Here is a 24,217-nt window from a genome sequence, read left to right as displayed (position 1 = left end):
TGGCGCCCCGGTGCTCATGACTGGCCGAGGCCGGCGCGCAGCTGCTCGAGTTTGTCCCGCTGGGTGTCGACGAGCCGCCGGTACTGGGCAACCTGTTCCTGGGCCTGGCGCACTGCGTCGGCGCCGTACACGTCGGTGCTCCGAGTCACCTGCGAGACCGCGTCCGCCAGGCTGGCGCTGGCCGCGTCGGCGGCCCGGCCGGCGGCGGCAAGAATCGCCTCTCGCAGCTCGTAGGTCTGCATCCGTCGGGTGCCCGCCGCCAGGTCGATGTCGACGAGGCGACCGCTCGCGTCACACGTCGCTCGTACCAGCTCCGCGTCGTCGGTGCCCTCGCCGGTGAGATTCTGCATGGAGGCGGCGAACCGGGTCGCCTGTTCGGCCATGCCCTCGATCCGGCGTTGCACGTCTGGGTCGATCACGAAGGCTCCTTATGGCGGGGTCAGGCGAAGTTCTCGCCGACGCGGAACTCGGTCAGGTCCGGTGTGCCTGCCGCGCCGTCGTCCGGCAATGCCATCAGCTTCAGAAAATCCTTGGCGAGCCCATTGATGAGCGCCAAGGCCAGCCCGCCCAGCGCGGTCACCCCCGCGATCATCGTGGTGGTGGAGCCGGCCACAGCGGCTCCGGCCGCCTGGATGATCGGCTCCAGCGCGGGGGCGAAACCGGGTATGAGTTGGGCGGTGCGCATGGTGATCAGCCAGGCCAGGAACGGCATCGTCATCGCACCCAGGGCGATCCACAGACCGGCGAGCGCGATCTCCAGAGAGTGCAGAGTCTCGCCCAGGGTGCGGATGTATGCGCCGAGCTCGTCGAGATGGGCCTTGAGCCTGGTCGACATGATGACGAAGCTGTCCTTGCCCTGGCCCTTCCAGGTCGCTGTCGCCGCCGAGCAGATCTTGTCGAAATTCGTGTTGAGCGACTTCTGCAGATTGTCGCCGTGACGCATCAGATCGGCACCCGCCTGGGCGATTCCGAGCGGGTTGGCCACGAACAGGGCCGCGCCGGTCACACCGACGATGAACGTCGGGCACAGCGCGCCGCAGGCCGACATGCCAGCCATGATCGCGCCGATCTCCGCCAGCGTGATCGAGGCGCCAGCGGCGACGAGCAGCGCCGGATCCTGGGCAAGGTCGGCAACACCGGTCTTGCCGTAGGCATCGCCGAAACTGCTCATCGGCCCCGGCGTGCCGCCAAACCCGCCTACGTGCAGGTTCTCCGCGCGCTCGTACTGATCCGCGACCACGCCGAGTTTCTCGCCGATCTGCCGGCACACGTCCGCAGCACCCCGCACGTCCTTCACGAGGAACTCAACGCGCTGGATGTAGAGCGCCTCCACCGGCGACAAGGCGAGGCCGAAGCCGGGCGCATCAACGACGGAGTTGCGGGCGAACTCGTCCGCCTCGTTCGCGTAGTCCTCAGCGATCGTGGTGCCGAGGGTTCGCGCACGCGCGCGAACGTCAACCGGGTCCACCGCGAAATCGACCATGCCGCCCCTCGCTCCCCGCTGCGTTCCTGGCATCGTAGGCGAGGAGGGCGCAGCCGGCTGTCCTCTGACGTGACACGCGTTCGTCGCCCCGGCAGCGGCGGTCACCGCACGCCCACTCCCTGCGGTAGCGTGCCGGGCACATCGGCACATCGGAGGTGGCGTCATGCCTACCGTCGTGGTCCTCGCGCTGACCCTCGCCCTCGCGCCCGCGCCGTCCCCGTCGGCCACCTCTCATCCGCTCGGTGACATCGTCGGTGGCGTCGGCCAGATCGTCGACGACCTGCTCGGTGGCGACACGCCGAGTGCCGCCCCGGCGCCGAGCGCCACCCCCACCGGGGCGGCCACGCCGAGTCGGCCACCGGTCGCCGGTCAGCCCAGCCCGGTGGAACCCACCGCGATCCCCGGGCCAGCCGGGCCGGCGAACGGCGTCTTCACACCCGCCGCCCCCGATCGCCGCACCGCTGGCGAGGACACCGGCACCCGCGAGGCCGTCGTGCCCTGGCACGGCGGCGACACCCCCGCGCCGACCCCGCCGCCGGCGCTCGCCAACCCCACCCGGAATGCCTGGCCACCCGCGTCGTACCTGCTGGTGGTGGCGGTCCTCGCGGTGCTGGCACTGCTGCTCCTGCGCCGCCGGGCACCGGCCCCCGCCGCCGCACCCGACCCCGGTCCGCCACCGGGTTCCGGGCCGCCACCGGATCCCGGCCCGGTGCCGGACAACGTCAGCCGACTGCCGACCAGCCTCAACGCCATCTACGAGATGGGCCGGCAGGACGAGCGACTCGACCAGGAGCGCCGCCGGCGTACCTGAGGGCACGCCGTCCTCACGATGCCGAATAAGCGCCCTCACGCCGGGGGATCGCGTCGTCGTACGCCCCGACCGGCCCGCTGTAGCGGGCCTTGCCCTTCGGGTACGGCCAGGCGTTCGCGGTGCAGCCGTGCAGGCCCAGCGTCTGCTGCTGCATCGCCGGCGCGGGTCGGCCCCGCCCGGGGCACCGCTCGTGGCCGTACCCGAGTTTGTGCCCCACCTCGTGGTTGACCATGTACTGCCGGTAGGTCTCCAGCGTCGCGCCGTAACCCGGTACCCCCTTGACCCAGCGCGCCACGTTGAGCACCACCCGGCCACCGTTGCGACAGGAGGTGTAGGCGTCCGGCACGTCCTGGCAGAGGGTGTCGCGGGTGCCGGGGGTCGCCAGGTAGATGGTGAAGTCGGTCGGTTCGCCGGCACCGACCCGGCGCAGCCGCCACGCCCCGCCCGCCGTCCACCCGCGTGGGTCGTTCAACGTCGTGGTGATCGCCGTGGCGATGTCCTTCGCCGGCAGGCCCCGGATGTCGCGCTCGACGGCGACCCGGTAGCGCAGCAACCGGCCGCCCGTCGCGCGCGCTGGGGTCGTCTCGCCGGGCGCCACCGACCAGCGGTTACTGCCGGTGGCGGGGTAGCTGACCGGGACGACGGGCGCGGAACTGGGTCGGACCTCGGCGGCCCGGGTCGGCCGACCGGTAGGTGTCGCCGGTCCGCTGGGCAGCGGCCCGGCGGCGACCGGGTCGGTGGCGGGTTGCCCGGCGGCGGGCAGGCCGCACCCGGTGAGCAGCGCCACCACCAGCAGCGACGCCATCGAGGCGGGTCCCCGGCGGCGGGTAGCCTTCGTCGACATGTATCTCCCCTCGCGCGTCGCTCGGCGGCGGCGCGGAGGAGAAGACGGGTGACAGTGGCGAAAAGTTGATGTGACCCAGCGCTCAACCTTTCGCCGGCCTCGCCCGTCTCTAGCTCTGTGGCACGGGGAGGGTTCGCGGTGGCGCGGGGTGACGCGGATTTCGTCGAGTTCGCGCGGGCGGCGTCCGCGCGACTGGTGCACGCCGCGTTCCTGATGACCGGCGACCATCACCAGGCCGAGGACGCCGCGCAGACCGCGCTGGTGCGCACCTACGCGTCGTGGTCGCGGATCCACGACGACGACGCCTACGGGTACGCCCGCCGCACGCTGGTCAACCATCTGGTCGACGGGTGGCGACGGCCGATGCGGGAGTACCCGACCGACGAGGTGCCGGAGCAGCGGCGCGGCGACGTGGCCGACGACGTGGCCACGCGGCGTTGGTTGATCGGCATCCTCGGTGCGCTCAGCCCCCGAGAGCGCGCCATCGTCGTCCTGCGCTACTACTTCGACCTGCCGGAGGCGCAGGTGGCCCGGGAACTGTCCGTATCCGTCGGCACGGTCAAGAGCACCAGCTCGCGGGCCTTGGAGAAGTTGCGCACCGCCGCGCCCCGCGCGGCCGATGAGGGGGCGCGCCGATGAGCGAGCTGGAACGGCTCCGCCACGCCATGCGGGCGACCGAGCGTCCCGACGCCGTGCTCGATCTGGACACCGTGATGCGCGAGGGACGTCGGTTGCGTACCCGTCGACGCGTCGCCGGAGCCGGCGCGGCGACGCTCGCGACCGGCCTGGCCGCCGTGGTCGTCGTGGTGGCGGTCGGCGCGCCCGGGCCGGGCGACCCGGCACCGACCGAGCACCCGCCGCCGGTCGCCGTCGCTCCACCGTCGGTCGGTGTCTCGCCGTGGGCGGAGAAGTCGCTGGGCTCCACGCCACCGCCGACTGTGGGCCGCGACGAGCCTCCACCGAAGCCCCTGGGCCAGATCGTGGACAGCGGGGTGCGGCACGGCGCCGAGCGTCGGGTCTACTACTTCATCCCGGTGTCCGTGCCCGGTGAGCCCAAGGTGTCCATCGGACTGGCCGCCGGTCGCCAGGCGCCGGACGGCTCGTTGAGCACCGACATCCTGGTCAACGACGTCGACGGCAGCGACCGCAGCGCCGGGTTCCACCAGATCGGCTACGACGAGGGCTTTGCCGCGCCGGTGCCCACCTTCGGCTACTTCGTCGGCCCCGCCAAGCGGATCATCGGCACCGTCGACGGTCGGCAGGTCGACGCCCGAGTGGCGCCGTGGAGTGGCGACAAGCAGGTGCTGATCTTCTGGTTCGACCCGGCTCGGCTCACCCCGGGAGAGCGGCTGGACGGCATCATCGCCCGCGACGCCGGCGGCCGCCGACTCTGACGCGCCGCCGGCACTCAGACCAGTCGACGCTCGATGGTCACCGTCGTCCCCTCGGCGGTGGAGACCAGCCGCACGTCGCCGTAGGCGTTCATCAGCAGGGCGCCGCGCCCCCGGTCCATCGCCGGCCGGCGGTCCCGCCAGGTGCCGAAGTCCCGTACCGAGATCCGGATCAGCCCGGCACCCACCTGGACGCGCACCCGTACCTCCGGACGGCTGGGTCGCTGTGCGTGCTCGACGGCGTTGTTCATGGCCTCCGAGGCGGCGAGCAGGAGGTCTTCCAGCACGTCCGGGTCGACGTCCAGCTCGCCCAGTGCGCCCCGGACGTCGCGACGCATCGCGGCGGCGGAGGTGGCCGCGGACGGGTACGTCCACCCGACGTCCAGGAGGTCGCCCAGCCCGTCCGGCGCGGGCTGGGCCTCCACCGCCACTGACGCGTCGCGGACGGCGTCGACCACCGGGGTCGGCGGAACGGGGCCGACCGGGGCGGTTCGTGCCGGCGGGGCAGCGACAGTCGCCGGGTCGCCGACGACGGCCGCGGCAGGGGTGCGGTCGCGGGCTCGGCGGATGCTGGCCCGGATGCGGGCGATCAACTCGGCCGCGGCGAACGGTTTGACCAGGTAGTCGTCGGCGCCCAGGCTCAGGCCTTCCACGCTGGCCTCCCCGCCGGCACGGGCGGAGAGCACCAGCACCGGCAGCGTCCGGGTCATCGGGTCGGCGCGTAGCCGGCGCACCAGGTCGAAGCCGTCCAGCACCGGCATCATCACGTCGGTCAGGACCAGGTCGGGCAGATCACTGTGGATCTCGTCGAGGGCCTGCCGGCCGTCGGTGACGGCCCGCACGCGCCAACCCTGCCCGGTGAGCAGCCGGGTGAGGTACGCCCGCATGTCGGCGTTGTCGTCGGCGAGCAGGATCCGGGCGCCGGCCAGCTCGTCAGTGGCCGCCCCGGACGCGGGATCGGGCTCGGTCAGCGCGTCGTCCGGTTCGGTGAGCCAACCCATCGCCTCCTCGACGGCGGCGCGGGCCGCGTCACCCCGTCCGTCCACCGCAGGCCCGGTGACCGCGGTGCGGTGCGCCGCCGACCAGGGCAGCGTCACGGTGAACCTGCTGCCGACGCCCACCTGGCTGGTCACACGCACGTCGCCGCCCTCCAGCCGGGCCAACTCGTGCACCAGGGCCAGGCCGATGCCCGTGCCCTCGTGACTGCGCGAGCGGGCGCCCCGCACCCGGTGGAAGCGTTCGAAGAGTTTCGGCAGGTCCCGTTCGGCGATGCCGATGCCGGTGTCCGCGACGGTGAGGCGCACCTCCTCGTCGTCGGCGTCGAGGGTGACCCGGATGCGGCCGATGAACGTGTACTTCAGCGCGTTGGAGAGCAGGTTCGTGACGATGCGTTCCCAGTTGACCGGGTCGACAGCGACCGGCCGGGGCAGCGGTGGGCAGCTCACCTCGAGGGTCAGCCCGGCCCGCTCGATGGCGGCCCGGAACACCCCGGCGAGCTCGGCGGTCAGCGCGGCCAGATCCACCACCCGGGCGTCGCTGCGCGCCCGCCCGGCCTCCAGGCTGGAGAAGGTGAGCAGGCTGTTGACCAGCGTCAACAGTCGGGTGGCGTTACGCCAGCCGGTCTCCACCCGCTCCCGCTGCACCGCCGCCAACGGCGCTGTGGCGTCGGTGAGGGCGTCGGTCAGCGGACCGAGGATGAGGGTCAACGGGGTACGGAACTCGTGGCTGACGTTGGCGAAGAAGTCCGTCTTGACCCGGTCCAGTTCCGCCATCGCCTCGACCCGGCGCCGCTCCTCCTCGTACTCCTGGGCGTTGCGCAGCGCCACGGAGATCTGCTGGGCGAGCAGCTGGTGGAAGGAGCGGTACGCCTCGTCGAGCCCTCGGCTGGGGCTGACCCCGGCGAGCAGGACGCCGAGCGGCTGGTCCTCGTCGGCGGACGGCAGCGGCAGCGCCAGCGCGGTGCGGACCGGGTCGTTCCACGGGCCGGCGGGCAGCGGCAGCCGGTCGGCGACGTCGGTCACCTGGGTCACCCGACCCTCGGCGGCGTCCGTCAACCCCCAGGCGTACGCGGGCGGACCCGGGTCGGTCAGCTCGACGGCGTCCGGCAGCGACCGGGCGTGCCAGTGGTCGCCGCCCGTGCAGGCGACCCGGCGCAGCGCCGTGCCGTCGCGCAGGTAGATGGCGGCGAACGGCACGTCCAGGGGGTGGCCGTCGATCACGTCGATCATCCGAGCGCCGGTGGCGTCCACGTCGACGGTGCGCCCGTCGCCGAGCACTGACAGGTCGCGCAGGAGACGCAGCCGGCGTTCGCCGACCACCTGCTGGGTGACCTCGCTGCACACGGTCAGTACGCCGACGGTGCGGCCGTCGTCGTCGCGGGCGGGGGCGTGCGAGACGCTGAAGTACGCCTCCTCGCGGTAGCCGGCCCGCTCCAGCAGCAGTTGCAGGGCGGGGACCCAGCTGGCCACCCCGGTCGCCATGGCCTCCTCGATCAGCGGGGCGAGCACGTGCCAGCCCTCGGCCAGCGTCACTCGTACGTCGTCGCCGAGCGCGGCGGGGTGCTTGTCGCCGATCAGCGCGGAGTACGCGTCGTTGTAGAGCTGGGAGTAGCTCTCGCCCCAGAGCAGCAGCATGGGATACCGGGAGGAGAGCACCATCCGGACGGCGGCGCGCAGGCTCTGCGGCCATCCGTCGACCGGGCCGAGCGGCGTGCCGGACCAGTCCAGTTGTGCCATCAACCGCCCGGTGTCGCCGCCGAGAAACAGGTCGGTGCTGGGTCGTGTCACGCTCGATCCGACCCCATCGCAAGCCCCCGTTCCGGGCCCGACGACCCCTGCCGCGTTACCTACCCATCCTGACACCTCTACTCACCTGTGCCGACGCCGGTACCCACCGTCGAATCGGCGGCGGTTCGGGACGAACGACCGATGCTCTAGAAATAGATATCTGTAAGTGTCTCGGGTATCTCTCCAACCCCGAGGAGCCCCCATGAGAGGCAGAACGCTGAGCGCGGGAATCGCGCTCGCCGTGTTCGCCGGGATGACGGTGCCGTTGGCCGCCCAACCGGCGACCGCGTCACCTCCGACCGCCACGACGGTGACCCGGCCGATCGCCGCGTCCGCCGCCGCGTTGGCCGCGCCGGACATCTCCATCACCAACGTCCAGGCGCACCTGACCCAGTTCAACGCCATCGCCACCAGCAACGGTGGCAACCGACGGGCCGGCTCGGCCGGCTACACCGCCTCGCTCAACTACGTCAAGACCAGGCTCCAGTCGGCCGGCTACACAGTCAGCGAGCAGTACTGCTCCAGCTGCCGGTACCCGTCGAACAACCTCATCGCCGAGTGGCCCGGCGGCCCGGCCGACCAGGTGGTCATGTTCGGCGCGCACCTGGACGGCGTCGCGGCCGGTCCGGGCATCAACGACAACGCCACCGGCTCGTCGACACTGCTGGAGAACGCGCTGGTCCTGGCCGCGCAGAACCCGACAGTGACCAAGCGGGTGCGGTTCGCCTGGTGGACCGACGAGGAGCAGGGGCTCAACGGCTCCCGGTTCTACGTCAACTCGCTCAGCGCCACCCAGCGCGGCTACATCAAGGGTTACTACAACTTCGACATGGTCGGCTCGACCAACGGTGGCTACTTCATCAACCGGGTCACCTCGACCACGGCGGCGCCGCTGAAGGCGTACTGGGACTCTTTGGGCCTGCAACCGGAGGAGAACGTCGAGGGTCAGGGCCGCTCCGACGACTACTACTTCCAGCAGGCCGGCATCCCCACCTCGGGCTACGCCGCCGGCGCCAGCGCCCGCAAGACCAGCGCCCAGGCGGCCAAGTGGGGCGGCACCGCCAACTCCGCGTACGACCCCTGCTACCACCGGTCCTGCGACACCACCGCCAACGTCAGCGCCACGGTGCTGAACCGGGCGGCCGACGGTGTCGCGTACGCGCTGTGGCAGCTCGCCGTGGGCGGCGGCACCCCGACCTGCACCGGCGGCCAGGTGGTCGGAAATGGTGGCTTCGAGAGCGGCAGCACGCCGTGGACCGCGTCCTCCGGCGTGATCACCAACGCCAGCGGCCAGCCGGCCCGGAGCGGGTCGTACAAGGCGTGGCTCAACGGGTTCGGCAGCACCCGCACCGAGAACCTGTCGCAGTCGGTGACACTGCCGGCCGGCTGCGCCACGTACACGCTGTCGTTCTGGCTGCACATCGACACCGCCGAGACCACCAGCTCCACGGCGTACGACCGGCTCACCGTGCAGGCGGGCTCGACCACGCTGGCGACGTACTCGAATCTCAACGCCGCGACCGGTTACGTGCAGCGCAGCCTCAACGTGGCCGCGTTCGCCGGGCAGACGGTGACGCTGCGGTTCACCGGCACCGAGGACTCCTCGTTGCAGACCACCTTCGTGATCGACGACGTGACGTTGCAGGCGAGCTGACCGCGTACCCGAGAAAGGGCCGCCACCGGTTGTCTCCGGTGGCGGCCCGTCGCGTGGTGGGTCAGGGGAGCTGCGGGTAGAGCGCGGCGACGCCGCCGGCCAGCCCGGCCTGCACCTGGCGGCTGAGGTCGTCGGCGAGGATCTCGTACGCGTCGGCCTCGACGCCGTCGACGCCGATGCGGGCGATCGCCGCCGGGTCGGACTTCGGGCCGGTGATGTCCGCGGCCATGTCGGTGTCCAGGTAGCCGACGTGCAGGCCGGCGACCCGGACGCCCCGGTCGGCCAGTTGGACGCGCAGCACGTTGGTCATCGCCCACTCGGCGGACTTGGCGGCGCTGTAGGCAGCGTGGGTCGGGGAGCCGAACCAGGACAGGACGGAGAGCACGTTGAGGATCGTTCCGCCGCCGTTGGCGGCGATGACCGGCGCGAACGCCCGGATTGTCGACAGGGTGCCGATGTAGTGGGTCTCCAACTCCAGCCGGACGAGGTCCAGGTCGCCGTCGAGCAGGTCGGTCCGGGTGTCGATGCCCGCGTTGTTGATCAGCAGGTTCACGCCGCCGGCCAGCTCGGCGGCGGCGGCCACCGAGGCGGGGTCGGTGATGTCGAGGCGGACCGGCGTCACGCCGGGTAGGTCGACGCTGTCGGGGTTGCGGGCGCCGGCGTAGACGGTGGCGCCCCGGGCGAGGAGTTCGGCGGCCAGGTGCCGGCCGAGGCCACGGTTGGCGCCGGTGACGAGGGCGGTGCTTCCAGCGATCTTCATGGCCGTCACGCTATCCGACCTGACTTCTGTTAAGCAAAGTCAGCTATGTCACGGGGGTGGTCGACCGGATCGGGAATACGACCCGGACGCGCCCACACCCCGACCGGTGACGACTCGTATCCTTTCCGCGAACCTTCGCACGAGCCGAGATGGGAGACGGTGTGAGCAACCAGGCCGAAACGTTGGAATTCCAGGCCGAGGCGCGTCAGCTCCTCCAGTTGGTGGTCCACTCGATCTATTCGAACAAGGACGTCTTCCTGCGGGAACTCATCTCGAACGCGTCCGACGCACTGGACAAGCTCCGGCTGGCCACCCTCGTCGACAAGGACCTCGTCGCCGACACCGACGACCTGCACGTGACCCTGGAGATCGATCGCGACGCCCGCACCCTCACCGTGCGCGACAACGGCATCGGGATGACCCGCGACGAGGTCGTCCAGCTGATCGGCACGATCGCCAAGTCGGGCACCGCCGAGCTGCTGCGCCAACTGCGCGAGTCCGCCGACGCCCACGCCAAGCAGGACCTCATCGGCCAGTTCGGCGTCGGCTTCTACGCCGCGTTCATGGTCGCCGACCGGGTCACCCTGCTGACCCGCAAGGCCGGCGAGACCGGCGGCACCCGCTGGGAGTCCACCGGCGAGGGCACCTACTCGATCGAGGCGGTCGACGAGGCGCCGCAGGGCACCACTGTGACGCTGCACCTCAAGCCGGCCGACACCGAGGACAACCTGCACGACTACACCGCCGAGTGGACCGTCCGCGAGATCGTCAAGCGATACTCCGACTTCATCGCCTGGCCGATCCGGATGAGCGTCGAACGACCCGGCGCCGACGGTGAGGCCGCCACCCGCGAGGTGCAGACCCTCAACTCGATGAAGGCACTCTGGGCGCGGCCCCGCGACGAGGTCGACGCCGCCGAGTACAACGAGTTCTACAAGCACGTCAGCCACGACTGGGCCGACCCGCTCGAGGTCGTGCACATGAAGGGCGAGGGCACCTTCGAGTACGAGGCGCTGCTCTTCCTGCCCAGCCACGCCCCACTGGACCTGTTCTCCCCGCAGGGCCGCCGTGGTGTCCAGCTCTACGTCAAACGCGTCTTCATCATGGACGACTGCGAGGCGCTGGTCCCGACCTACCTGCGCTTCGTCAAGGGCGTGGTCGACGCGCACGACCTGTCGCTGAACATCTCCCGGGAGATCCTCCAGCAGGACCGGCAGATCCAGATCGTCCGCCGCCGCCTGGTCAAGAAGGTCCTCGCCACGGTCAAGGACCTCAAGGCCAACCACGCGGAGCGCTACCGCACCTTCTGGACCGAGTTCGGCGCGGTGGTCAAGGAAGGGCTGATCGACGACACCGACAACCGGGACACCCTGCTGGACATCCTGTCGGTGGCCTCGACCAACGACCCGGCCGAGCCCACCGACCTGGCCGGCTACGTGTCGCGGATGAAGGACGGCCAGAGCGACATCTGGTACGCCACCGGCGAGTCCCGCGCCGCCATCGAGAACTCTCCGCACCTGGAGGCGTTCCGGGCCAAGGGGCACGAGGTGCTGCTCCTCACCGACCAGGTCGACGAGGTGTGGGTCGAGCGGGTCGGCACGTACGACGGTCGGCCGCTGCGCTCGATCGCCAAGGGCGAGATCGACCTGGACACCGACGAGGAGAAGCAGCAGGCGGAGGCCGAGCGCGAGCAGCAGCGACAGGAGTTCGCCGGGCTGCTCGACTGGCTGGGGACCACCCTCACGGACAGCGTCCGGGAGGTCCGCCTGTCGTCGCGGCTGACCACCTCACCGGCCTGCGTCGTCGGCGACGCCCACGACCTCACCCCGACCCTGGAGAAGATGTACCGGGCGATGGGGCACGAGATCCCCACGACCAAGCGGATCCTGGAGATCAACCCCGGTCACCCGCTGGTGTCCGGGCTGCGCAAGGCCCACGAGCAGGGCAGCGACAGCGCCGCCCTGACCGAGACCGCCGAGCTGCTCTACGGCCTGGCGGTGCTCGCCGAGGGCGGTGAGCTGGCCGACCCGGCCCGCTTCACCCGGACGCTCGCCGACCGGCTGGCGCGCACCCTGTAGGCGTACCCCCGGCCGGCGGCCCGCCCGGAACAGCGGGCCCGCCGGCCGGTCACGTCACTGGCCGGGGATCACCAGACCCGACTCGTAGGCGATCATCACCGCCTGGGCGCGGTCGCGCAGGTGCAGTTTGGTGAGCAGGTTGCCGACATGGGTCTTCACCGTGTGCTCGCTGAGGTGGTGGTGGGCGGCGATCTCGGCGTTGGACAGACCGGCCGCAATCAGGCGCAGCACGTCCGTCTCGCGGGCGGTCAGAGCGGTCACCGCGGCGGCCCGGACGGGGTCCGGATGGCCGCGCCGGTGCAATTCGCCGATCACCCGGGCGGTGACGGCGGGAGCGAGCAGGGCGTCCCCGGCGGCGACCACCCGGACCGCGTTCACCAGGTCGGCTCGGGGAGCGTCCTTGAGCAGGAAGCCGCTGGCCCCGGCCCGCAGCGCCGCGTACAGGTAGTCATCGGTGTCGAACATGGTCAGGGCGAGAACCCGGCTCGTGGTGAGCGCGCAGACCTGTCGGGTCGCGGCGACGCCGTCGAGGACGGGCATGCGCATGTCCATCAGCACGACGTCGGGGCGATGGTCGAGGGCGGCCCGCACCGCGGCCGCGCCGTCGGGGGCCTCGGCGACCACCTCGATGTCCGGCTCGGCGCCGAGGATGGTGGCGAACCCGGCCCGGAACAGGTCCTGGTCATCGGCGAGCACGACACGCAGCATCAGAGCACCGCCGGTGCCGACAACGGCAGGGTGGCGGTCACCGTGAAGCCGTGGCCGTCGCAGGCCGGGCCGGTGCGCAGGGTTCCGCCGCAGGCGTGGGCGCGCTCGCGCATGCCGACGATCCCGTACCCGGGCCCGCCGGTCTCGGACGCCTGGTGGCCGCGGCCGTCATCGGTGACCGACACGGTCAACGAGTGCGCCGTGTGGTCCAGTCGAACGCGAACCGATCGGGCCCCGGCATGCCGCACCACGTTGGTCAGCGCCTCCTGCACGATCCGGTAGGCGGCCACCCCGACGTCCGGGGGCGGTGCGAGCGTCGGCTCGACGGCACCTGCGGACGGCGAGACGGTGAGCGTGGCATCGAGGCCGGCGGCCCGGACCCGCTCGACGAGGACGGGAAGCTGGTCCAGACCCGGCTGGTCGAGTGGGTGGTCGGCGGGTTCGTGCAGGCTGCCGACCGCGCGGCGGAGCTGGACGACAGCGTCCCTGCCGGTGGCGGCGATCGTGGCGAACGTGGCATCGGCGCGATCCGGCTGGTCTCGGACCAACAGCGGACCCGCCTCCGCCTGGACGATCATGACGCCTACCGCGTGGGTGAGGATGTCGTGCAGATCGCGGGCGATCCGGGTGCGTTCGCGCAGCACCGCCGCCGCACGTTCACCGGCGATGCGACGATCGCGTTCGGTGAGAGCCGCCGCCTGGGTTCGACGGGCCCGCGTGCTGGTGCCCAGCGCGTACGCGAAGAGGTAGGCGACCGACAGGTAGCGCAGCACCTCCACGTCCGGGCGGGGATAGAGCAGCGAGACCAGCAGTCCGGCGGCGGTGAGCGCGATGCCGAGCAGGCGGATCGGCAGGGAGGCCCGCGCCGCGAACGTGTAGAGGCAGACGAGCGGTCCGACCGGCAGCAGTGGGGGCGCGCCGAGCGAGGCCGAGACGGTCGTGGCGACGCCCACGACGAGGGCGACCCGCAGCAGCGCCCGGTCCCGCCACAGCACCGGCACCGACGACGCGACAGCGAGCGGCAGCACCCACCACGCACGTGGCCCACCGGCCAGCGCGGGCAGCACAGTCGCGGCCACGGCGGTCACTGTGACGGCGAGATTGACGTACCGCTTCACGTCGGCAGTATCGTCCGGCCCGGCCCGCTGACGCCTCCCTCCACGGGACCAGATCGATCCGGGCTCGTACGGCGATCCGCTCCGGCCGCCCGCGCCGCACGCTCGACAAATGACGACGATCCTCGCCACGCTCCTGAGTGGCCTGTTCTGGCTCGCCGGCACCGGGCTGCATCCGGTCGCCGCGCTGACCTGGCTCGCCCCGCTCCCGCTGATCCTCGCCTCGACGCGGGTACGCCCGAGGACCGCACTCTGCGCGACCGCCCTCGCCTGGTTGATCGGTCAGGGCGGCGTGCTCGGCTACTACCTCGGGACCCTGCGACTACCGGTCCCCGTGGTCGCCGGTGTGGTCCTGCTCGGCGTCGGCCTGGCGACCGGCACGGTCCTGCTCGCCCGCGGACTACTGCTGCGCGGACGAACGGTCCTCGCCGTCCTCGCGGCGCCCTCGCTGTGGGTGCTGGGGGAGTACGTCGCGTCCCGCTTGCTGCCGCACGGCGCCTGGTGGAGCCTCGCCTACACCCAGGCCGACGTCCGCCCGGTGATCCAACTGACCGCGCTCACCGGAGTCTGGGGCGTCACCTACCTGCTGCTCGCCGTCCCGATCGCCCTCGCCGCCCTGCGCCCGAGCCCTCGCCCGGCGCTCACCTGCCTGCTCGTCCTCCTGCTCGGCGCCAGCGGGTGGTCGGCCTGGTCGCTGAGCCGTTCCCCCGAGCCGGCCGCGCGACTGACCGTCGGCCTGGTGGCCCTGCGCCAGCCCGAGGACGGGCTTCCGATCGACCGGCCGCCCGGGCATGACCTGCTCGCCCGTTACGCCGCGCGGGTCGAGGGTCTGGTCGCCCGTGGCGCACGGATCGTCGTGCTGCCGGAGAAGGTGTTCGCCGTGACGGACACGACGATGCCCGTGCTCGTGGCCGCGCTCCAGCAGACCGAGGCCCAGGTAGTCGTCGGCGCGGTGCGGCATCGGGCGGACAGGGCGAGCAACGTCGCACTGGTGCTCGAACCCGGCGGGACCGTCGCGACGTACGAGAAACAGCATCTCATCCCGGGCCTGGAAGACTGGCTGACGCCGGGTGAGGACGAGGTGCTCGTGGACGGGCGGTTCGGCGTCGCGATCTGCAAGGACCTCGACCATCCCGGTCTGGTCCGGCGGTATCGGGCGCAGGGCGCCTCGGTGCTGCTCGTCCCCGCCCTGGACTTCACCTCCGATGGCTGGCTGCACGGACGGATGGCCCTTGTCCGGGGCGTCGAGAACGGGCTCGTCGTGGTCCGGGCTGCGGCGTTCGGCCGGCTGACGGTCACCGACCCCGGCGGCAGGATGGTGGGTGAGGCCACCGCCGGGGACGCGGAGTTGCTGCTCACCACGCCGACGTCGGGGTGGGGCACCGTCTATTCGCGTACCGGAGATTGGTTTCCGCTGTTGTCGGTGGCCCTGTTGGTCCTGGCCGTGGGTGGGGTGGTGCCGGTTACCAGCGGTTCCAGTGGGCGAACGCGTCCGCGTCGGCCCGCGGACCGGGCTTGAAGTCGGTGCCCAGGGTGTACGCCACCGGGGTGAGGGCGACCTGCACGACCGTGTCGTAGGGGATGCCGAGTAGTTCGGCCATCTCCCGCTCGTAGCTGAGATGGCTGGTGGTCCAGGCGGTGCCGAGCCCGCGTTCCCGGGCGGCCAGCATGAAGCTCCAGAACGCCGGGATGACCGAACCCCAGGCCCCCGCCTGCCCGCGCACGCTGTCCAGTTCGGCGCGTGACTCGACGCGGAGACAGGGGATGAGCAGCAACGGGACCTCGTGCAGGTGGTCCGCCAGGTGTGCCAGACTGCCGGCGATCCGACCCCACTGCTCGGAGGCGAAGTTCATCCGGCTGAAGGCCGGCCCGGTGCCGCCCGATGCCGGTGGCGGCGCCATCAGGCCGAGTCGCCACAGTCGGGCGACGGCCGCCCGGGTCTCGCGGTCCTCGACGAAAATGAAGTCCCAGCGCTGCCTGTTGCGGCCACTGGGTGCCTGGAGCGCGATGCGCAGACAGTCCTCGATCACGTCGCGGGGGACCGGGCGTCCCAGGTCGAGACGTTTGCGGACGGCGCGGGTCGTGCTCAGGACCTCGTCGGCGGACAGGCCCAGCGTGCTCGGCGGGTTCTTTCCGGTCGATGTGGCGTCGGTCATGCGGGCACTCCTACTCGCTCCGGCAGGTCAAGGTTGGCGATGATCGCCGAGAGGATGCCCGGAAACCGTTCGTTGATCTCGTCGGCCCGCAACTCGTGGCGACGGAAACTGCCGTTCGGCGTGACACGGAGGACGCCGGCGGCCCGCAGGACCTTCAGGTGATGCGAGAGCGTGGAAATGCTGACGTCGGACAACGCGTCGAATTGGCCGCAGACGACGCCGCCGGCCTGCGCCAACTGCCGTACGACGCTGAGGCGTACCGGGTCGGCCAGGGCGCCGAGCAGGGTGGCCAGGTCGACCGAGGTGAGATCGGGATGATGCAGGGCTCTCATGAGGGCCATGCTAGCTTTCATTTCGGGATTTCGAAAATAATCCAAATGAGGAACGGAGCACCGGCATGTCCATCGACACTGTGATCTTCAGCGGGGAGGGCCCGCACGCCGACCCCTGGCACCCGCTGGCCGAAACCAGTGCCACGCTGGCCCGGCTGATCGGCGACGAGGGTTCGGTCGCGATCGTGACAGCCGTCGACCAGCTCAAGGTCGCGCTCGACGGCGCGCGCCTGCTGGTGGTGAACGCGAGCGCGGACCGCACAACCCCGATCCCCGAGGACGAGATCTTCGCCCGCGTCCTCGACGACTTCCTGGCCGGTGGCGGCAGCCTGCTCGCCGTGCACAGCGCCACGATCGCGTTCCCCCAGTCGACAACCTGGCGTTCCACTGTCGGTGCCGCCTGGGCCCACGGCCGGACCTTCCACCCGCCGATCGGCCCGAGTCTCATCCGGCGCAGCGGTGTGGAACACCCGATCAGCGCCGGGCTCGGGGACTTCGAGGTTCACGACGAGCGCTACACCGAGTTGGAACTGGTCGACGGTCTCGACATCGAGGCCCTCTACGTCCACGACGAGGGCGGCGACACCCATCCGCTCGTCTGGGCGCGCACCATCGGGAGCAGCCGGATCGTCTACAACGCACTCGGCCACGACGCCCGGTCGTACGAGTCACCGGCGCATCAGGAGCTGCTGCGCCGCATCGTGGCCTGGCTCCGCCACGACAGCTGAACGCTCGACCGGACAACCGGCCGAGCGTTCGCCCACGTGGTGCGGATCAGTTCAGGGACTGGTGGCCCGTCACGCCGCGGAGGCGGCCTTCGACCCTCGGTGCGACGCCACCGGGCCGGCGTTCCAGCCCCAGCGGGGGGCCGGTACCGCCACGTCGCGACGCCCATCCGTGTCGACGTCGTCGCTGTCGGTCCCGTCGATGGTCAATTCGACCGAGGCGGGTGTGCTGCGCGCCAGTCGCAGCGAGTGCTCGGCGCCGGTGCGGGCCGCGCACGGCCAGGACTGCCCGGCGCACTGGAGATTGCGGCACCGGCCCTCGTCGTCCGGCTCGTGTGCGCTCAGCACGTCGATCGCCAACTGCCACAGCAGCGGGTCGGTCACGTCGTGCGGGCGCTCGGCGGTGCGACTCGGTCGGTCGCTGGTGTCGTCGGACATGGTGGGCCCCCCTCGTCAGGCTGTACCCCACAAGGGTCACCCGTCAGCCGCCGGCTAAACCGCCGACCTGCTGTGATGTGTCTCTGATCGCAGCTCGGCCGCGGACGCCGCACGCTTATCGGTCAGTCCGGCAGAAGCGGCATCTCCACGCCCGGCTCCCGCCCGAGCAACACCGCCCGGGTGAGCGCCGCTGATCCGAACCGGTCGCGGACCGCGTCGACCGCAGCGTCCAGATCGGACCCGGGGTCCGGCTGGAAGGGCAGCTCAGGCTGGACCGGGTTGTCGTCGAGGTTGCCCACGGAGACACCGATCAGTGTGATACCACGGCGATCGATCTCGGGCAGCGCCGCGCGGAGCAGCGCACGCGCGGCGGCGAGCAGCGGCGTCGTGTCAGCCGTCGCCTTACCCACAGTGTGCGAGCGGGTCGCCCGGGTGTAGTCGCCGAAACGCAACCGCAACACCACAGTGCGGCCGGACCGCCCCGCCGCCCGCATCCGCCGGCTGACCCGGTCGACCAGGCCGGCGAGGATGGCGTCCAGCTCCGTCGAGGCGTGCGGGGTGCGACTCAGCGCGTGCTGCGCGCCCATCGAACCGCGCCGCCGCCCCACCTGCACCGCCCGGGGGTCGCGATTGTGCGCCAGCGCGTGCAGATGCCGGCCGGCGCCCGCACCGAGCAGCGACACCAGCGCCGCCTCACCGAGGCGGGCCACCTCCCCGACGGTACGGATCCGGCGTTCGCGCAGCTTGGCGGCTGTGACAGGGCCGACGCCCCACAGTCGTTCCACAGGCAGCGGGTGCAGGAACGCCAGCTCGGCGTCCGGTGCGACCACCAGCAGGCCGTCCGGTTTCGCCACCCCGCTGGCCACCTTGGCCAGGAACTTCGTGCGGGCCACCCCCACCGTGATCGGCAGGTGGACCCGGTCGCTGACCTCCCGGCGCAGCCGTTCGGCGATCTCGGCCGGTGGCCCGACCAGCCGCCGTAGACCACCCACGTCGAGGAACGCCTCGTCGATGGAGAGCCCCTCGACCAGCGGTGTGGTCTGCCGGAAGATCTCGAAGACCGCGCGGCTCGCCGCGGTGTACGCCGACATCCGCGGCGGCACGACGATCGCGTCCGGGCAGAGCCTGCGCGCCTGCTGGCCGCCCATCGCGCTGCGGACGCCCCGCGCCTTCGCCTCGTAGCTGGCCGCGAGCACCACGCCGCCCCCGACGATCACCGGCCGCCCACGCAGGCGCGGGTCGTCGCGCTGCTCGACCGACGCGTAGAACGCGTCCAGGTCGGCGTGCAGGATGCTGGCGCCGGGCGACACGTACACATGTTCGCATGACGCCCGGCCAGTGCGGCAGTGAGCTGGGCGAACGCTCGGTCAGTCGAGGCAGAACTCGTTGCCCTCGGGGTCGGCCATGATGAGATGACCGGCGCCCAACGGGGGAGTGGGCTCGTGCCGACTGAGCCGCTTGGCGCCATGCGAGACGAGCCGTTCGGCCTCCGCCTCCAGGGCCGCCATCCGCTCGTCACCCTCCAGCCCGGGGGCCGCGCGGACGTCGAGGTGGACGCGGTTCTTCACCTGCTTGTGCTCCGGCACACGCTGGAAGAACAGCCGTGGTCGCGAGCCTTCGGGGTCGACCACCGCCGACGCGTCATTGCGGTTCTCCGGCGGCACACCCATCGCGTCCAGCGCCTGGTCCCAGGACTCGAAGTTCCCGGGTGGGGGCTGCACCTGGTAGCCGAGCGCCTCGGCCCAGAAGGTGGCCAACCCCGCCGGGTCGGCGCAGTCGAACGTGATCTGGACATCGCGCGTCACGGCGGATCCCTGCTTCCTGTTTTCGTCGGTCATGATCCCAGCCTCTCGCTGATAGCGGACAGGGTCGTTCCGCTATCCGTGCAACGATCGACGCGTGACCGTCGAGGCGACGACCGAGCGGGTGCTGCGCCTGCTGGCGCTGCTGCAACGACGCCTGTCCTGGACGGCCGCCGAACTCGCCGCCGAGCTGGGGGTCACCGGCCGTTGCGTGCGCCGCGACGTGCAGCGTCTGCGGGCGCTCGGCTACCCCGTGCACGCGGTGTCGGGCGTCGGCGGCGGCTACCAACTCGGTGCGGGCACCCGGCTGCCGCCGTTGCTCCTCGACGACGAGGAGGCGATCGCGACGGCGGTGTCTCTGCGGCTCGCCTCCGGGGGCACTGTCGCCGGGGCGAGCGAGGCGGCGCTACGGGCGCTCGCGAAGCTCGACCAGGTGATGCCGTCGCGGCTCCGCGCCGAGGTACGGGCGGTGCACGGCTCCACCGACACCCTCATCGGCCCGGTCGCCGAGATCGACGCGGAGTTGCTGGTGACACTCGCCCGATCCTGTCGGGACGGAGTGCGCGTTCGATTCCACTATCCCGGCCGGGACGCCCGTGAGCAGGAACGGAGCGTCGAGCCGATCCGGATGGTCACGACCGGCCGCCGCTGGTATCTGATGGCCTGGGACGTCGACCGCGCCGACTGGCGGACGTTCAGGCTGGACCGGATGCGGGCGGCGGTCGCGACGACCTGGCGTTTTCCGGCGCGCGAGCATCCGGATCCGGTCGCCTTCGTGCAGCGGGCCGTGACCGGTGCGCCGTACCGCTACCTCGCCCGGGTGCGGGTGCACGCCCAACCGGAGCGGTTGCGCGAGGTGGTCCCACCACAGGTGGGGCGGGTCGAGGATGACCGCGACGGATGGTCAGTGCTGGTCGTCGGCGGTGACAACCTGGAGTGGCTGGCCGCGCACCTCGCCCGCCTGGATCACGAGATGGAGGTGCTGGAGCCTCCCGAGCTGCGCGAGGCCGCAGGCCGGCTCGCCCGTCGCCTCGCGGTGCTGGCCGGTGCGACGTCGGAGCCCGGCGCGCGGTGACGCAGCGTGTAGTGGCGCAGCGACACCGGGCTGCCGTCGGGAGCGGTCCATGGTGCCGTGCTGGTGCCGACACACCGCCATCCTGCGCGCTCGTACAGCGCGGCGGCCGCGGTGCCACCGGCGGCTACCTCCAGCACCAGGTCCGTTGCGCGTTTGTCCGCCCACTGGCGGGCCCGGTTCAGCAGCGCGCTGCCCAGCGCCAACCCACGGGCTTTCGGCATCACGAAGAGACGCGCCACCTCGGCCGTCGACCGGCCGGGCGGCCCGTCCACCTGATCGGGGATCCGATGCACCGCGACGTGTCCGACAACGGCGCCGTCGGCGTCGACGGCGACCCAGGCTCGGGCCGGGTGCGGCTGGCGCAGCCAGCGGTGCGGGTCGGCGGGCCAGTTCAGCGGGTACCCGTCGACCCGGTGAACCTCGGCGAGCGCCGCGACGCAGCCGTCCAGGTCGGTGGCACGCCGCCGACGGATGGCGGGTCGGTTCACAGGTCGTCGAACGGGCCGGCGTAGCGGAACTCGCCCCGGATCGACTCGCGCCACGCGTGCGACGGGCGAGCCATGAAGTACTGCGGCCCCCACGGCTGCGGCGGGGTGACGCCCAGCTCGACGGCCGGCCGGAACCCGAAGCGCGGGTAGTAGTCGGGGTGCCCGAGCAGGACCACCAGCGGTTCGTCCCGCGCGTCGGCGGCGCCGAGCACCGCGTGCATCAACGCACTGCCGACCCCGCGTCGCTGCCAGTCGGGCAGCACGCCCAGCGGTCCCAGGCCCAACGCCACCGGCGCACCACCCACCCGGCCGCGGGTGGCCACCACGTGCCCCACCACCTGGCCGTCCGAATCGGTCGCCACCAGGGAGTACGCGGGCAGCCAGCCCTCGTCGGCGCGCAGCGCGTCGACAAGGGTCGCCTCGACCGGTACGCCGTCACCGCCGTCGGCCTTGGCGAAGGCTGCGGAGTGCACCGCCCGGATGGCGTCGACGTCGGCGGGTGTCTCGCGTCTGATCAGCACCGCGCCACCATAGACGCGGCGTGTCACCAGCTCCACGCGTTTATCGCGGCGCTTCGCGGACATGGCGGGAGAACGCTTGATGTCTGTGAGTCATCAAGATGCCGCACAGTCATCAAGCCGATCCGGGATCGGGGCTTGCGACCCGAGCGACAGTGGCCCAGCCGCGGGATGCAGGCTGCCCCCGGGCCTGGGACGCCTGTCCGCGTTGGCTGGGCGGGCGTGGTTTCAGCCGACGGCGGTGGCGGAGGGCGGGGCGCTGCCGCCCTGGGGTGCCTCCGGGGCCATCAGCCGGATGATCTCCGCCTGGTCGGCGCGCGAGGGCAGTCCCCATTCCGGTCGGTAGTCGTACACCTGGTGCAGTGGGGTGGAGCCGGTGCGACCCTCCAGGATCTCCACGGCGTCGGTGCCGATCAGGCCGGGGTGTTCGACGCCGCAGGCCTCGGCGACCTTGGTGAGGTCCCGGCGCAGCGTCCGCAGGTAGTTGGCCGCCCGGACCGACTTCAACGTCGGGTCCAGGCCCCGGGCGAGCCACGCGTTCTGGGTGGCGACGCCGGTGGGGCAGGTGTCGGTGTGGCACTTCTGCGCCTGGATGCAGCCGATCGCCAACATCGCCTCCCGACCGACGTTGACCATGTCGCAGCCGAGCGCGAACGCCACTATGGCGTTGTCCGGCAGGCCGAGCTTGCCGCCGCCGACGAAGACCACCTGTTCGTGCAGATCGTGCTCGGCGAAGATCTTGTACACCCGGGAGAAGCCCTGCTGGAAGGGGAGCGACACGGAGTCGGTGAAGATCAGTGGTGCGGCCCCGGTGCCGCCCTCGCCGCCGTCGATCGTCACGAAGTCCACACCCCGGCCGGTGTCCCGCATCAGGGTGGCCAGCTCCTGCCAGAAGCTCAGGTCACCGACCGCCGACTTGATGCCGACCGGCAGTCCTGTCTCGGCGGCCAGCAACTCCACCCAGTCGAGCAGGCTGTCGCAGTCGGAGAACTCGGCGTGCCGGGACGGGCTGACGCAGTCCTGACCGGCCGGGATGCCCCGGGTGGCGGCGATCTCGGCGGACACCTTCGCCCCGGGCAGCAGTCCACCGAGGCTCGGCTTGGCGCCCTGGCTCAGCTTGATCTCCAGCGCCCGCGCCGGTGCGCCGGCGACCAGGTCCTTCAGTCGGTCGAGGCTGAACCGGCCGTGCTCGTCGCGGCAGCCGAAGTACGCGGTGCCGAGTTGGAAGACCAGCTCACCGCCGTTGCGGTGGTACGGCGACAGGCCGCCCTCGCCGGTGTTCTGCAGGCAGCCGGCGAGCGCCGCCCCCTTGTTGAGCGCGGTGATGGCGTTGCCGGAGAGCGAACCGAAGCTCATCCCGGAGATGTTGACGACCGACTCCGGTCGGAACGCCCGGGCGCGTCCCCGTGCCGCGCCGAGCACCTTCGCGCAGGGCAACCGCACGTCGTGCCCGGCGGTCGGTGACGACGGCGGCACGGCACGGCCGAACGTGCGGTGCTTGATGATCGGGTACCCGGGGGTGTACTCGATGTCGTTGTCAGTGCCGAACCCGAAGTAGTTGTTCTCCTGCTTGGCCGACGCGTACACCCAGCGGCGCTGGTCGCGGGTGAACGGCCGCTCCTCGTTGTTGCCGGCCACGATGTACTGCCGTAGCTCCGGCCCGATCGTCTCCAACAGGTAGCGGGCCCGGCCGAGGACCGGGAAGTTGCGCAGCAGCGCGTGGTCGCGCTGGATCAGGTCCCGCGCGGCGAGGGCCGCGACGGCGGCGGCGACAGCGGGTACGGCTCGACGGGCCCAGGTCATGCCCGGGACTCTTTCCGCCGGGGCGGCGGATCAAACCGGTGAGCCGGCTGGTGGCGGTGCGGGTGCGCCCCGCACCGCCACCACGCGCTCAGCGGTGCCGGAACGACTCCCGGACCGATCCGCCGACGATCGTGCACCACGTGCTCGTGCTGAGTTTGCCGTTGCGCGGCAGCCCGTGCAGCGCCTGAAGGTCCTGCACCGCCCTCCGGGTGGCGTGGTCGTACGCCCCGGTGACGGTGACCGCGTACCCCTTGGTGGCGAGGATTTCCTGCACGGCCGTGACCGGTGCTCCGGCGGCGTGCTGGTCCAGCTCCGGCGCGAGGGTCTCCCAGGTCGGCGTGGTGAGTGTGGCGTCCACGTCCACAGCGATGCCGTTGCGGGCCTGCCAGTCCTGCACCGCCGCGACGGTGGCGGCGTCGAACGTGCCGCTGACGGTCACCGGGTAGCCCCGGTAGGCGAGCAGGTGCTGCACCACCCGGACCGAGGGGGAGTTGACGAAACGCCACAGGTCCGGCCAGCGGCGCGCCGGCACGTCGCCGAGCTTGGTGCCCAGGGCGACGTGCACCCGCCGCCGCAGCTCGGGGAACTGCCGGTAGAAGGCCGCGCCCGGGCACTCGGTGGTGCGGAAGTCCCAGTGGCCGAAGATGTCGTGCGCGTGCAGGCCGTACTGCCGGCAGATCGCGACGCAGAGCTTGACCAGCGAGTCGGTCAACGCCTCGGGTGGCGTCTCGGTGACGTAGGTGCCCTCGTTCTCGATGCCGATGGCCCGGCCGTTCTCACCCGGGCAGTGCGCCGAGATCATCTGCCGGTCGCCGGCTTCGAGGCGCTCCAGGCTGCCCCGGCGGCCCTCCAGCACGTACCCGCCGCGGCTCACCGTGAAGTGTTGGCCGGTGTCCGACCAGCCGTTGCCGTCCATGTGCAGGTCCTGGCAGTCGTGGGCCAGCTTGACCGCCTGCTCGCGGGAGTAGTCGGTGACGTTCGGGAACGCCATGTGGTGCACGATGATCTTGTTGGTGGCGATGGCGCTCACCGACAGCGGGTCTTTCGGTGGGCGAGCGGCCCACTCGTCACAGCTGATGATCCAGTCCAGGTCGGTGCCCGGCGCGGCCTGCGCCGCGCCGGGGAAGGCGAGTTCGCTCCCGACGACGGCGACCGTGGCGGCGCCGAGACCGGCCCGCAGCAGCGTCCGGCGATCCACTTCGGAATGGTCGACGTGCATTGCATCTCCTCCTGCGGCCGACGGCGGGGGG

24 protein-coding genes are annotated in these 24,217 nt (G+C 71.7%); 8 read left to right on the top strand and 16 right to left on the bottom strand.

All coding sequences use genetic code 11. From position 1 onward, the window contains the following. Nucleotides 1–14 precede the first annotated feature (14 nt). Both OG598_RS13430 and OG598_RS13425 read right to left on the bottom strand, forming a co-directional pair. Complete coding sequence (locus OG598_RS13430) at nt 15–419, bottom strand: YbaB/EbfC family nucleoid-associated protein (RefSeq protein ID WP_328654742.1); 405 nt, start codon at nt 417–419, stop codon at nt 15–17. Nucleotides 420–439: 20 nt separating this feature from the next. Next, nucleotides 440–1,483: a hypothetical protein gene (locus OG598_RS13425; protein ID WP_328654741.1), complete on the bottom strand. Its 1,044-nt coding sequence runs from the start codon at nt 1,481–1,483 to the stop codon at nt 440–442. Nucleotides 1,484–1,646: 163 nt separating this feature from the next. Between OG598_RS13425 and OG598_RS13420 the strand changes: the two genes are divergently transcribed. After that, complete coding sequence (locus OG598_RS13420) at nt 1,647–2,294, top strand: hypothetical protein (RefSeq protein ID WP_328654740.1); 648 nt, start codon at nt 1,647–1,649, stop codon at nt 2,292–2,294. Nucleotides 2,295–2,307: 13 nt separating this feature from the next. Here the strand turns inward: OG598_RS13420 and OG598_RS13415 are convergent, their stop codons facing one another. Further along, nucleotides 2,308–3,138 carry a DUF3152 domain-containing protein gene (locus OG598_RS13415; protein WP_328654739.1) on the bottom strand — a complete coding sequence of 277 codons (831 nt, stop codon included), beginning with the start codon at nt 3,136–3,138 and terminating at the stop codon, nt 2,308–2,310. A gap of 138 nt (nt 3,139–3,276) precedes the next feature. Between OG598_RS13415 and OG598_RS13410 the strand changes: the two genes are divergently transcribed. Next, nucleotides 3,277–3,777 (top strand): SigE family RNA polymerase sigma factor, encoded by a 501-nt coding sequence (locus OG598_RS13410; protein WP_328654738.1) that lies wholly within the window; start codon nt 3,277–3,279, stop codon nt 3,775–3,777. Beyond that, nucleotides 3,774–4,532, top strand: a complete 759-nt coding sequence (locus OG598_RS13405) for a hypothetical protein (protein ID WP_328654737.1) — start codon at nt 3,774–3,776, stop codon at nt 4,530–4,532. Before OG598_RS13410 ends, OG598_RS13405 begins: the two co-directional genes overlap by 4 nt. Nucleotides 4,533–4,546: 14 nt before the next feature. Here the strand turns inward: OG598_RS13405 and OG598_RS13400 are convergent, their stop codons facing one another. Beyond that, complete coding sequence (locus OG598_RS13400; protein WP_328654736.1) at nt 4,547–7,315, bottom strand: ATP-binding protein; 2,769 nt, start codon at nt 7,313–7,315, stop codon at nt 4,547–4,549. Nucleotides 7,316–7,517: 202 nt separating this feature from the next. On the opposite strand from OG598_RS13400, the gene OG598_RS13395 reads away from it, so the two are divergent. Beyond that, on the top strand, nt 7,518–8,969 hold the full coding sequence (locus tag OG598_RS13395; RefSeq protein ID WP_328654735.1) for a M28 family peptidase: 1,452 nt from the start codon (nt 7,518–7,520) through the stop codon (nt 8,967–8,969). A 61-nt stretch (nt 8,970–9,030) separates the two neighbouring features. Here the strand turns inward: OG598_RS13395 and OG598_RS13390 are convergent, their stop codons facing one another. Beyond that, nucleotides 9,031–9,729 (bottom strand): SDR family oxidoreductase, encoded by a 699-nt coding sequence (locus tag OG598_RS13390; RefSeq protein ID WP_328654734.1) that lies wholly within the window; start codon nt 9,727–9,729, stop codon nt 9,031–9,033. Between the two features lie 149 nt (nt 9,730–9,878). Here OG598_RS13390 and htpG point away from each other — a divergent pair, with 149 nt between their 5' ends. Continuing rightward, on the top strand, nt 9,879–11,807 hold the full coding sequence (htpG, locus tag OG598_RS13385; protein ID WP_328654733.1) for a molecular chaperone HtpG: 1,929 nt from the start codon (nt 9,879–9,881) through the stop codon (nt 11,805–11,807). Between the two features lie 54 nt (nt 11,808–11,861). Here htpG and OG598_RS13380 read toward each other — a convergent pair whose 3' ends face one another. Continuing rightward, nucleotides 11,862–12,515 carry a response regulator transcription factor gene (locus OG598_RS13380; RefSeq protein WP_328654732.1) on the bottom strand — a complete coding sequence of 218 codons (654 nt, stop codon included), beginning with the start codon at nt 12,513–12,515 and terminating at the stop codon, nt 11,862–11,864. Further along, nucleotides 12,515–13,633 (bottom strand): sensor histidine kinase, encoded by a 1,119-nt coding sequence (locus OG598_RS13375; RefSeq protein ID WP_328654731.1) that lies wholly within the window; start codon nt 13,631–13,633, stop codon nt 12,515–12,517. The genes OG598_RS13380 and OG598_RS13375 overlap by 1 nt, the downstream gene beginning before the upstream one ends. Before the next feature lie 109 nt (nt 13,634–13,742). On the opposite strand from OG598_RS13375, the gene OG598_RS13370 reads away from it, so the two are divergent. Next, nucleotides 13,743–15,149 carry a nitrilase-related carbon-nitrogen hydrolase gene (locus OG598_RS13370; protein ID WP_328654730.1) on the top strand — a complete coding sequence of 469 codons (1,407 nt, stop codon included), beginning with the start codon at nt 13,743–13,745 and terminating at the stop codon, nt 15,147–15,149. Here OG598_RS13370 and OG598_RS13365 read toward each other — a convergent pair. Further along, a complete protein-coding gene (locus OG598_RS13365) occupies nt 15,094–15,786 on the bottom strand; it encodes a nitroreductase family protein (protein ID WP_328654729.1) in 693 nt (230 codons plus the stop codon). The genes OG598_RS13370 and OG598_RS13365 overlap by 56 nt on opposite strands. After that, entirely contained in the window at nt 15,783–16,118 is a 336-nt protein-coding gene (locus OG598_RS13360; protein WP_328654728.1) for an ArsR/SmtB family transcription factor, read from the bottom strand. Before OG598_RS13360 ends, OG598_RS13365 begins: the two co-directional genes overlap by 4 nt. Before the next feature lie 65 nt (nt 16,119–16,183). Between OG598_RS13360 and OG598_RS13355 the strand changes: the two genes are divergently transcribed. Next, entirely contained in the window at nt 16,184–16,846 is a 663-nt protein-coding gene (locus tag OG598_RS13355) for a ThuA domain-containing protein (protein WP_328654727.1), read from the top strand. A 69-nt stretch (nt 16,847–16,915) separates the two neighbouring features. Here OG598_RS13355 and OG598_RS13350 read toward each other — a convergent pair whose 3' ends face one another. The 3 genes from OG598_RS13350 to OG598_RS13340 all read right to left on the bottom strand — a co-directional run bounded on the left by OG598_RS13350 (nt 16,916) and on the right by OG598_RS13340 (nt 19,119). Then, nucleotides 16,916–17,281 carry a hypothetical protein gene (locus tag OG598_RS13350; protein WP_328654726.1) on the bottom strand — a complete coding sequence of 122 codons (366 nt, stop codon included), beginning with the start codon at nt 17,279–17,281 and terminating at the stop codon, nt 16,916–16,918. A gap of 122 nt (nt 17,282–17,403) precedes the next feature. Continuing rightward, nucleotides 17,404–18,591: a DNA polymerase IV gene (gene dinB, locus OG598_RS13345; RefSeq protein WP_328654725.1), complete on the bottom strand. Its 1,188-nt coding sequence runs from the start codon at nt 18,589–18,591 to the stop codon at nt 17,404–17,406. A 57-nt stretch (nt 18,592–18,648) separates the two neighbouring features. Next, nucleotides 18,649–19,119: a VOC family protein gene (locus tag OG598_RS13340; RefSeq protein WP_328654724.1), complete on the bottom strand. Its 471-nt coding sequence runs from the start codon at nt 19,117–19,119 to the stop codon at nt 18,649–18,651. A gap of 61 nt (nt 19,120–19,180) precedes the next feature. Here OG598_RS13340 and OG598_RS13335 point away from each other — a divergent pair, with 61 nt between their 5' ends. Then, the gene (locus OG598_RS13335) at nt 19,181–20,158 is read left to right on the top strand and encodes a helix-turn-helix transcriptional regulator (RefSeq protein WP_328654723.1); all 978 of its coding nucleotides are present in this window, start codon (nt 19,181–19,183) and stop codon (nt 20,156–20,158) included. Here OG598_RS13335 and OG598_RS13330 read toward each other — a convergent pair. The 4 genes from OG598_RS13330 to OG598_RS13315 all read right to left on the bottom strand — a co-directional run bounded on the left by OG598_RS13330 (nt 20,050) and on the right by OG598_RS13315 (nt 24,186). Beyond that, nucleotides 20,050–20,646 carry a GNAT family N-acetyltransferase gene (locus tag OG598_RS13330; protein WP_328654722.1) on the bottom strand — a complete coding sequence of 199 codons (597 nt, stop codon included), beginning with the start codon at nt 20,644–20,646 and terminating at the stop codon, nt 20,050–20,052. The genes OG598_RS13335 and OG598_RS13330 overlap by 109 nt on opposite strands. Next, complete coding sequence (locus OG598_RS13325; RefSeq protein ID WP_328654721.1) at nt 20,643–21,167, bottom strand: GNAT family N-acetyltransferase; 525 nt, start codon at nt 21,165–21,167, stop codon at nt 20,643–20,645. Before OG598_RS13325 ends, OG598_RS13330 begins: the two co-directional genes overlap by 4 nt. 225 nt (nt 21,168–21,392) lie before the next feature. Continuing rightward, complete coding sequence (locus OG598_RS13320) at nt 21,393–22,967, bottom strand: FMN-binding glutamate synthase family protein (protein ID WP_328654720.1); 1,575 nt, start codon at nt 22,965–22,967, stop codon at nt 21,393–21,395. 88 nt (nt 22,968–23,055) lie between these two features. Beyond that, a complete protein-coding gene (locus tag OG598_RS13315; RefSeq protein WP_328654719.1) occupies nt 23,056–24,186 on the bottom strand; it encodes a peptidoglycan recognition protein family protein in 1,131 nt (376 codons plus the stop codon). Nucleotides 24,187–24,217: the final 31 nt, after the last annotated feature.

Origin of the sequence: Micromonospora sp. NBC_00330 (assembly GCF_036136635.1) — a bacterium.
Classification (GTDB): Bacteria; Actinomycetota; Actinomycetes; order Mycobacteriales; family Micromonosporaceae; genus Micromonospora; species Micromonospora salmantinae.
This window is presented reverse-complemented; position numbering and strand designations above follow the sequence as displayed.

Coding starts and splice junctions, on each gene's coding strand:
- OG598_RS13425 (WP_328654741.1), bottom strand. CDS start 1,483: ATGGTCGATTTCGCGGTGGACCCGGTTGACGTTCGCGCGCGTGCGCGA.
- OG598_RS13420 (WP_328654740.1), top strand. CDS start 1,647: ATGCCTACCGTCGTGGTCCTCGCGCTGACCCTCGCCCTCGCGCCCGCG.
- OG598_RS13415 (WP_328654739.1), bottom strand. CDS start 3,138: ATGTCGACGAAGGCTACCCGCCGCCGGGGACCCGCCTCGATGGCGTCG.
- OG598_RS13405 (WP_328654737.1), top strand. CDS start 3,774: ATGAGCGAGCTGGAACGGCTCCGCCACGCCATGCGGGCGACCGAGCGT.
- OG598_RS13395 (WP_328654735.1), top strand. CDS start 7,518: ATGAGAGGCAGAACGCTGAGCGCGGGAATCGCGCTCGCCGTGTTCGCC.
- OG598_RS13390 (WP_328654734.1), bottom strand. CDS start 9,729: ATGAAGATCGCTGGAAGCACCGCCCTCGTCACCGGCGCCAACCGTGGC.
- htpG (WP_328654733.1), top strand. CDS start 9,879: ATGGGAGACGGTGTGAGCAACCAGGCCGAAACGTTGGAATTCCAGGCC.
- OG598_RS13380 (WP_328654732.1), bottom strand. CDS start 12,515: ATGCTGCGTGTCGTGCTCGCCGATGACCAGGACCTGTTCCGGGCCGGG.
- OG598_RS13370 (WP_328654730.1), top strand. CDS start 13,743: ATGACGACGATCCTCGCCACGCTCCTGAGTGGCCTGTTCTGGCTCGCC.
- OG598_RS13365 (WP_328654729.1), bottom strand. CDS start 15,786: ATGACCGACGCCACATCGACCGGAAAGAACCCGCCGAGCACGCTGGGC.
- OG598_RS13360 (WP_328654728.1), bottom strand. CDS start 16,118: ATGAGAGCCCTGCATCATCCCGATCTCACCTCGGTCGACCTGGCCACC.
- OG598_RS13355 (WP_328654727.1), top strand. CDS start 16,184: ATGTCCATCGACACTGTGATCTTCAGCGGGGAGGGCCCGCACGCCGAC.
- OG598_RS13350 (WP_328654726.1), bottom strand. CDS start 17,281: ATGTCCGACGACACCAGCGACCGACCGAGTCGCACCGCCGAGCGCCCG.
- OG598_RS13340 (WP_328654724.1), bottom strand. CDS start 19,119: ATGACCGACGAAAACAGGAAGCAGGGATCCGCCGTGACGCGCGATGTC.
- OG598_RS13320 (WP_328654720.1), bottom strand. CDS start 22,967: ATGACCTGGGCCCGTCGAGCCGTACCCGCTGTCGCCGCCGCCGTCGCG.
- OG598_RS13315 (WP_328654719.1), bottom strand. CDS start 24,186: ATGCACGTCGACCATTCCGAAGTGGATCGCCGGACGCTGCTGCGGGCC.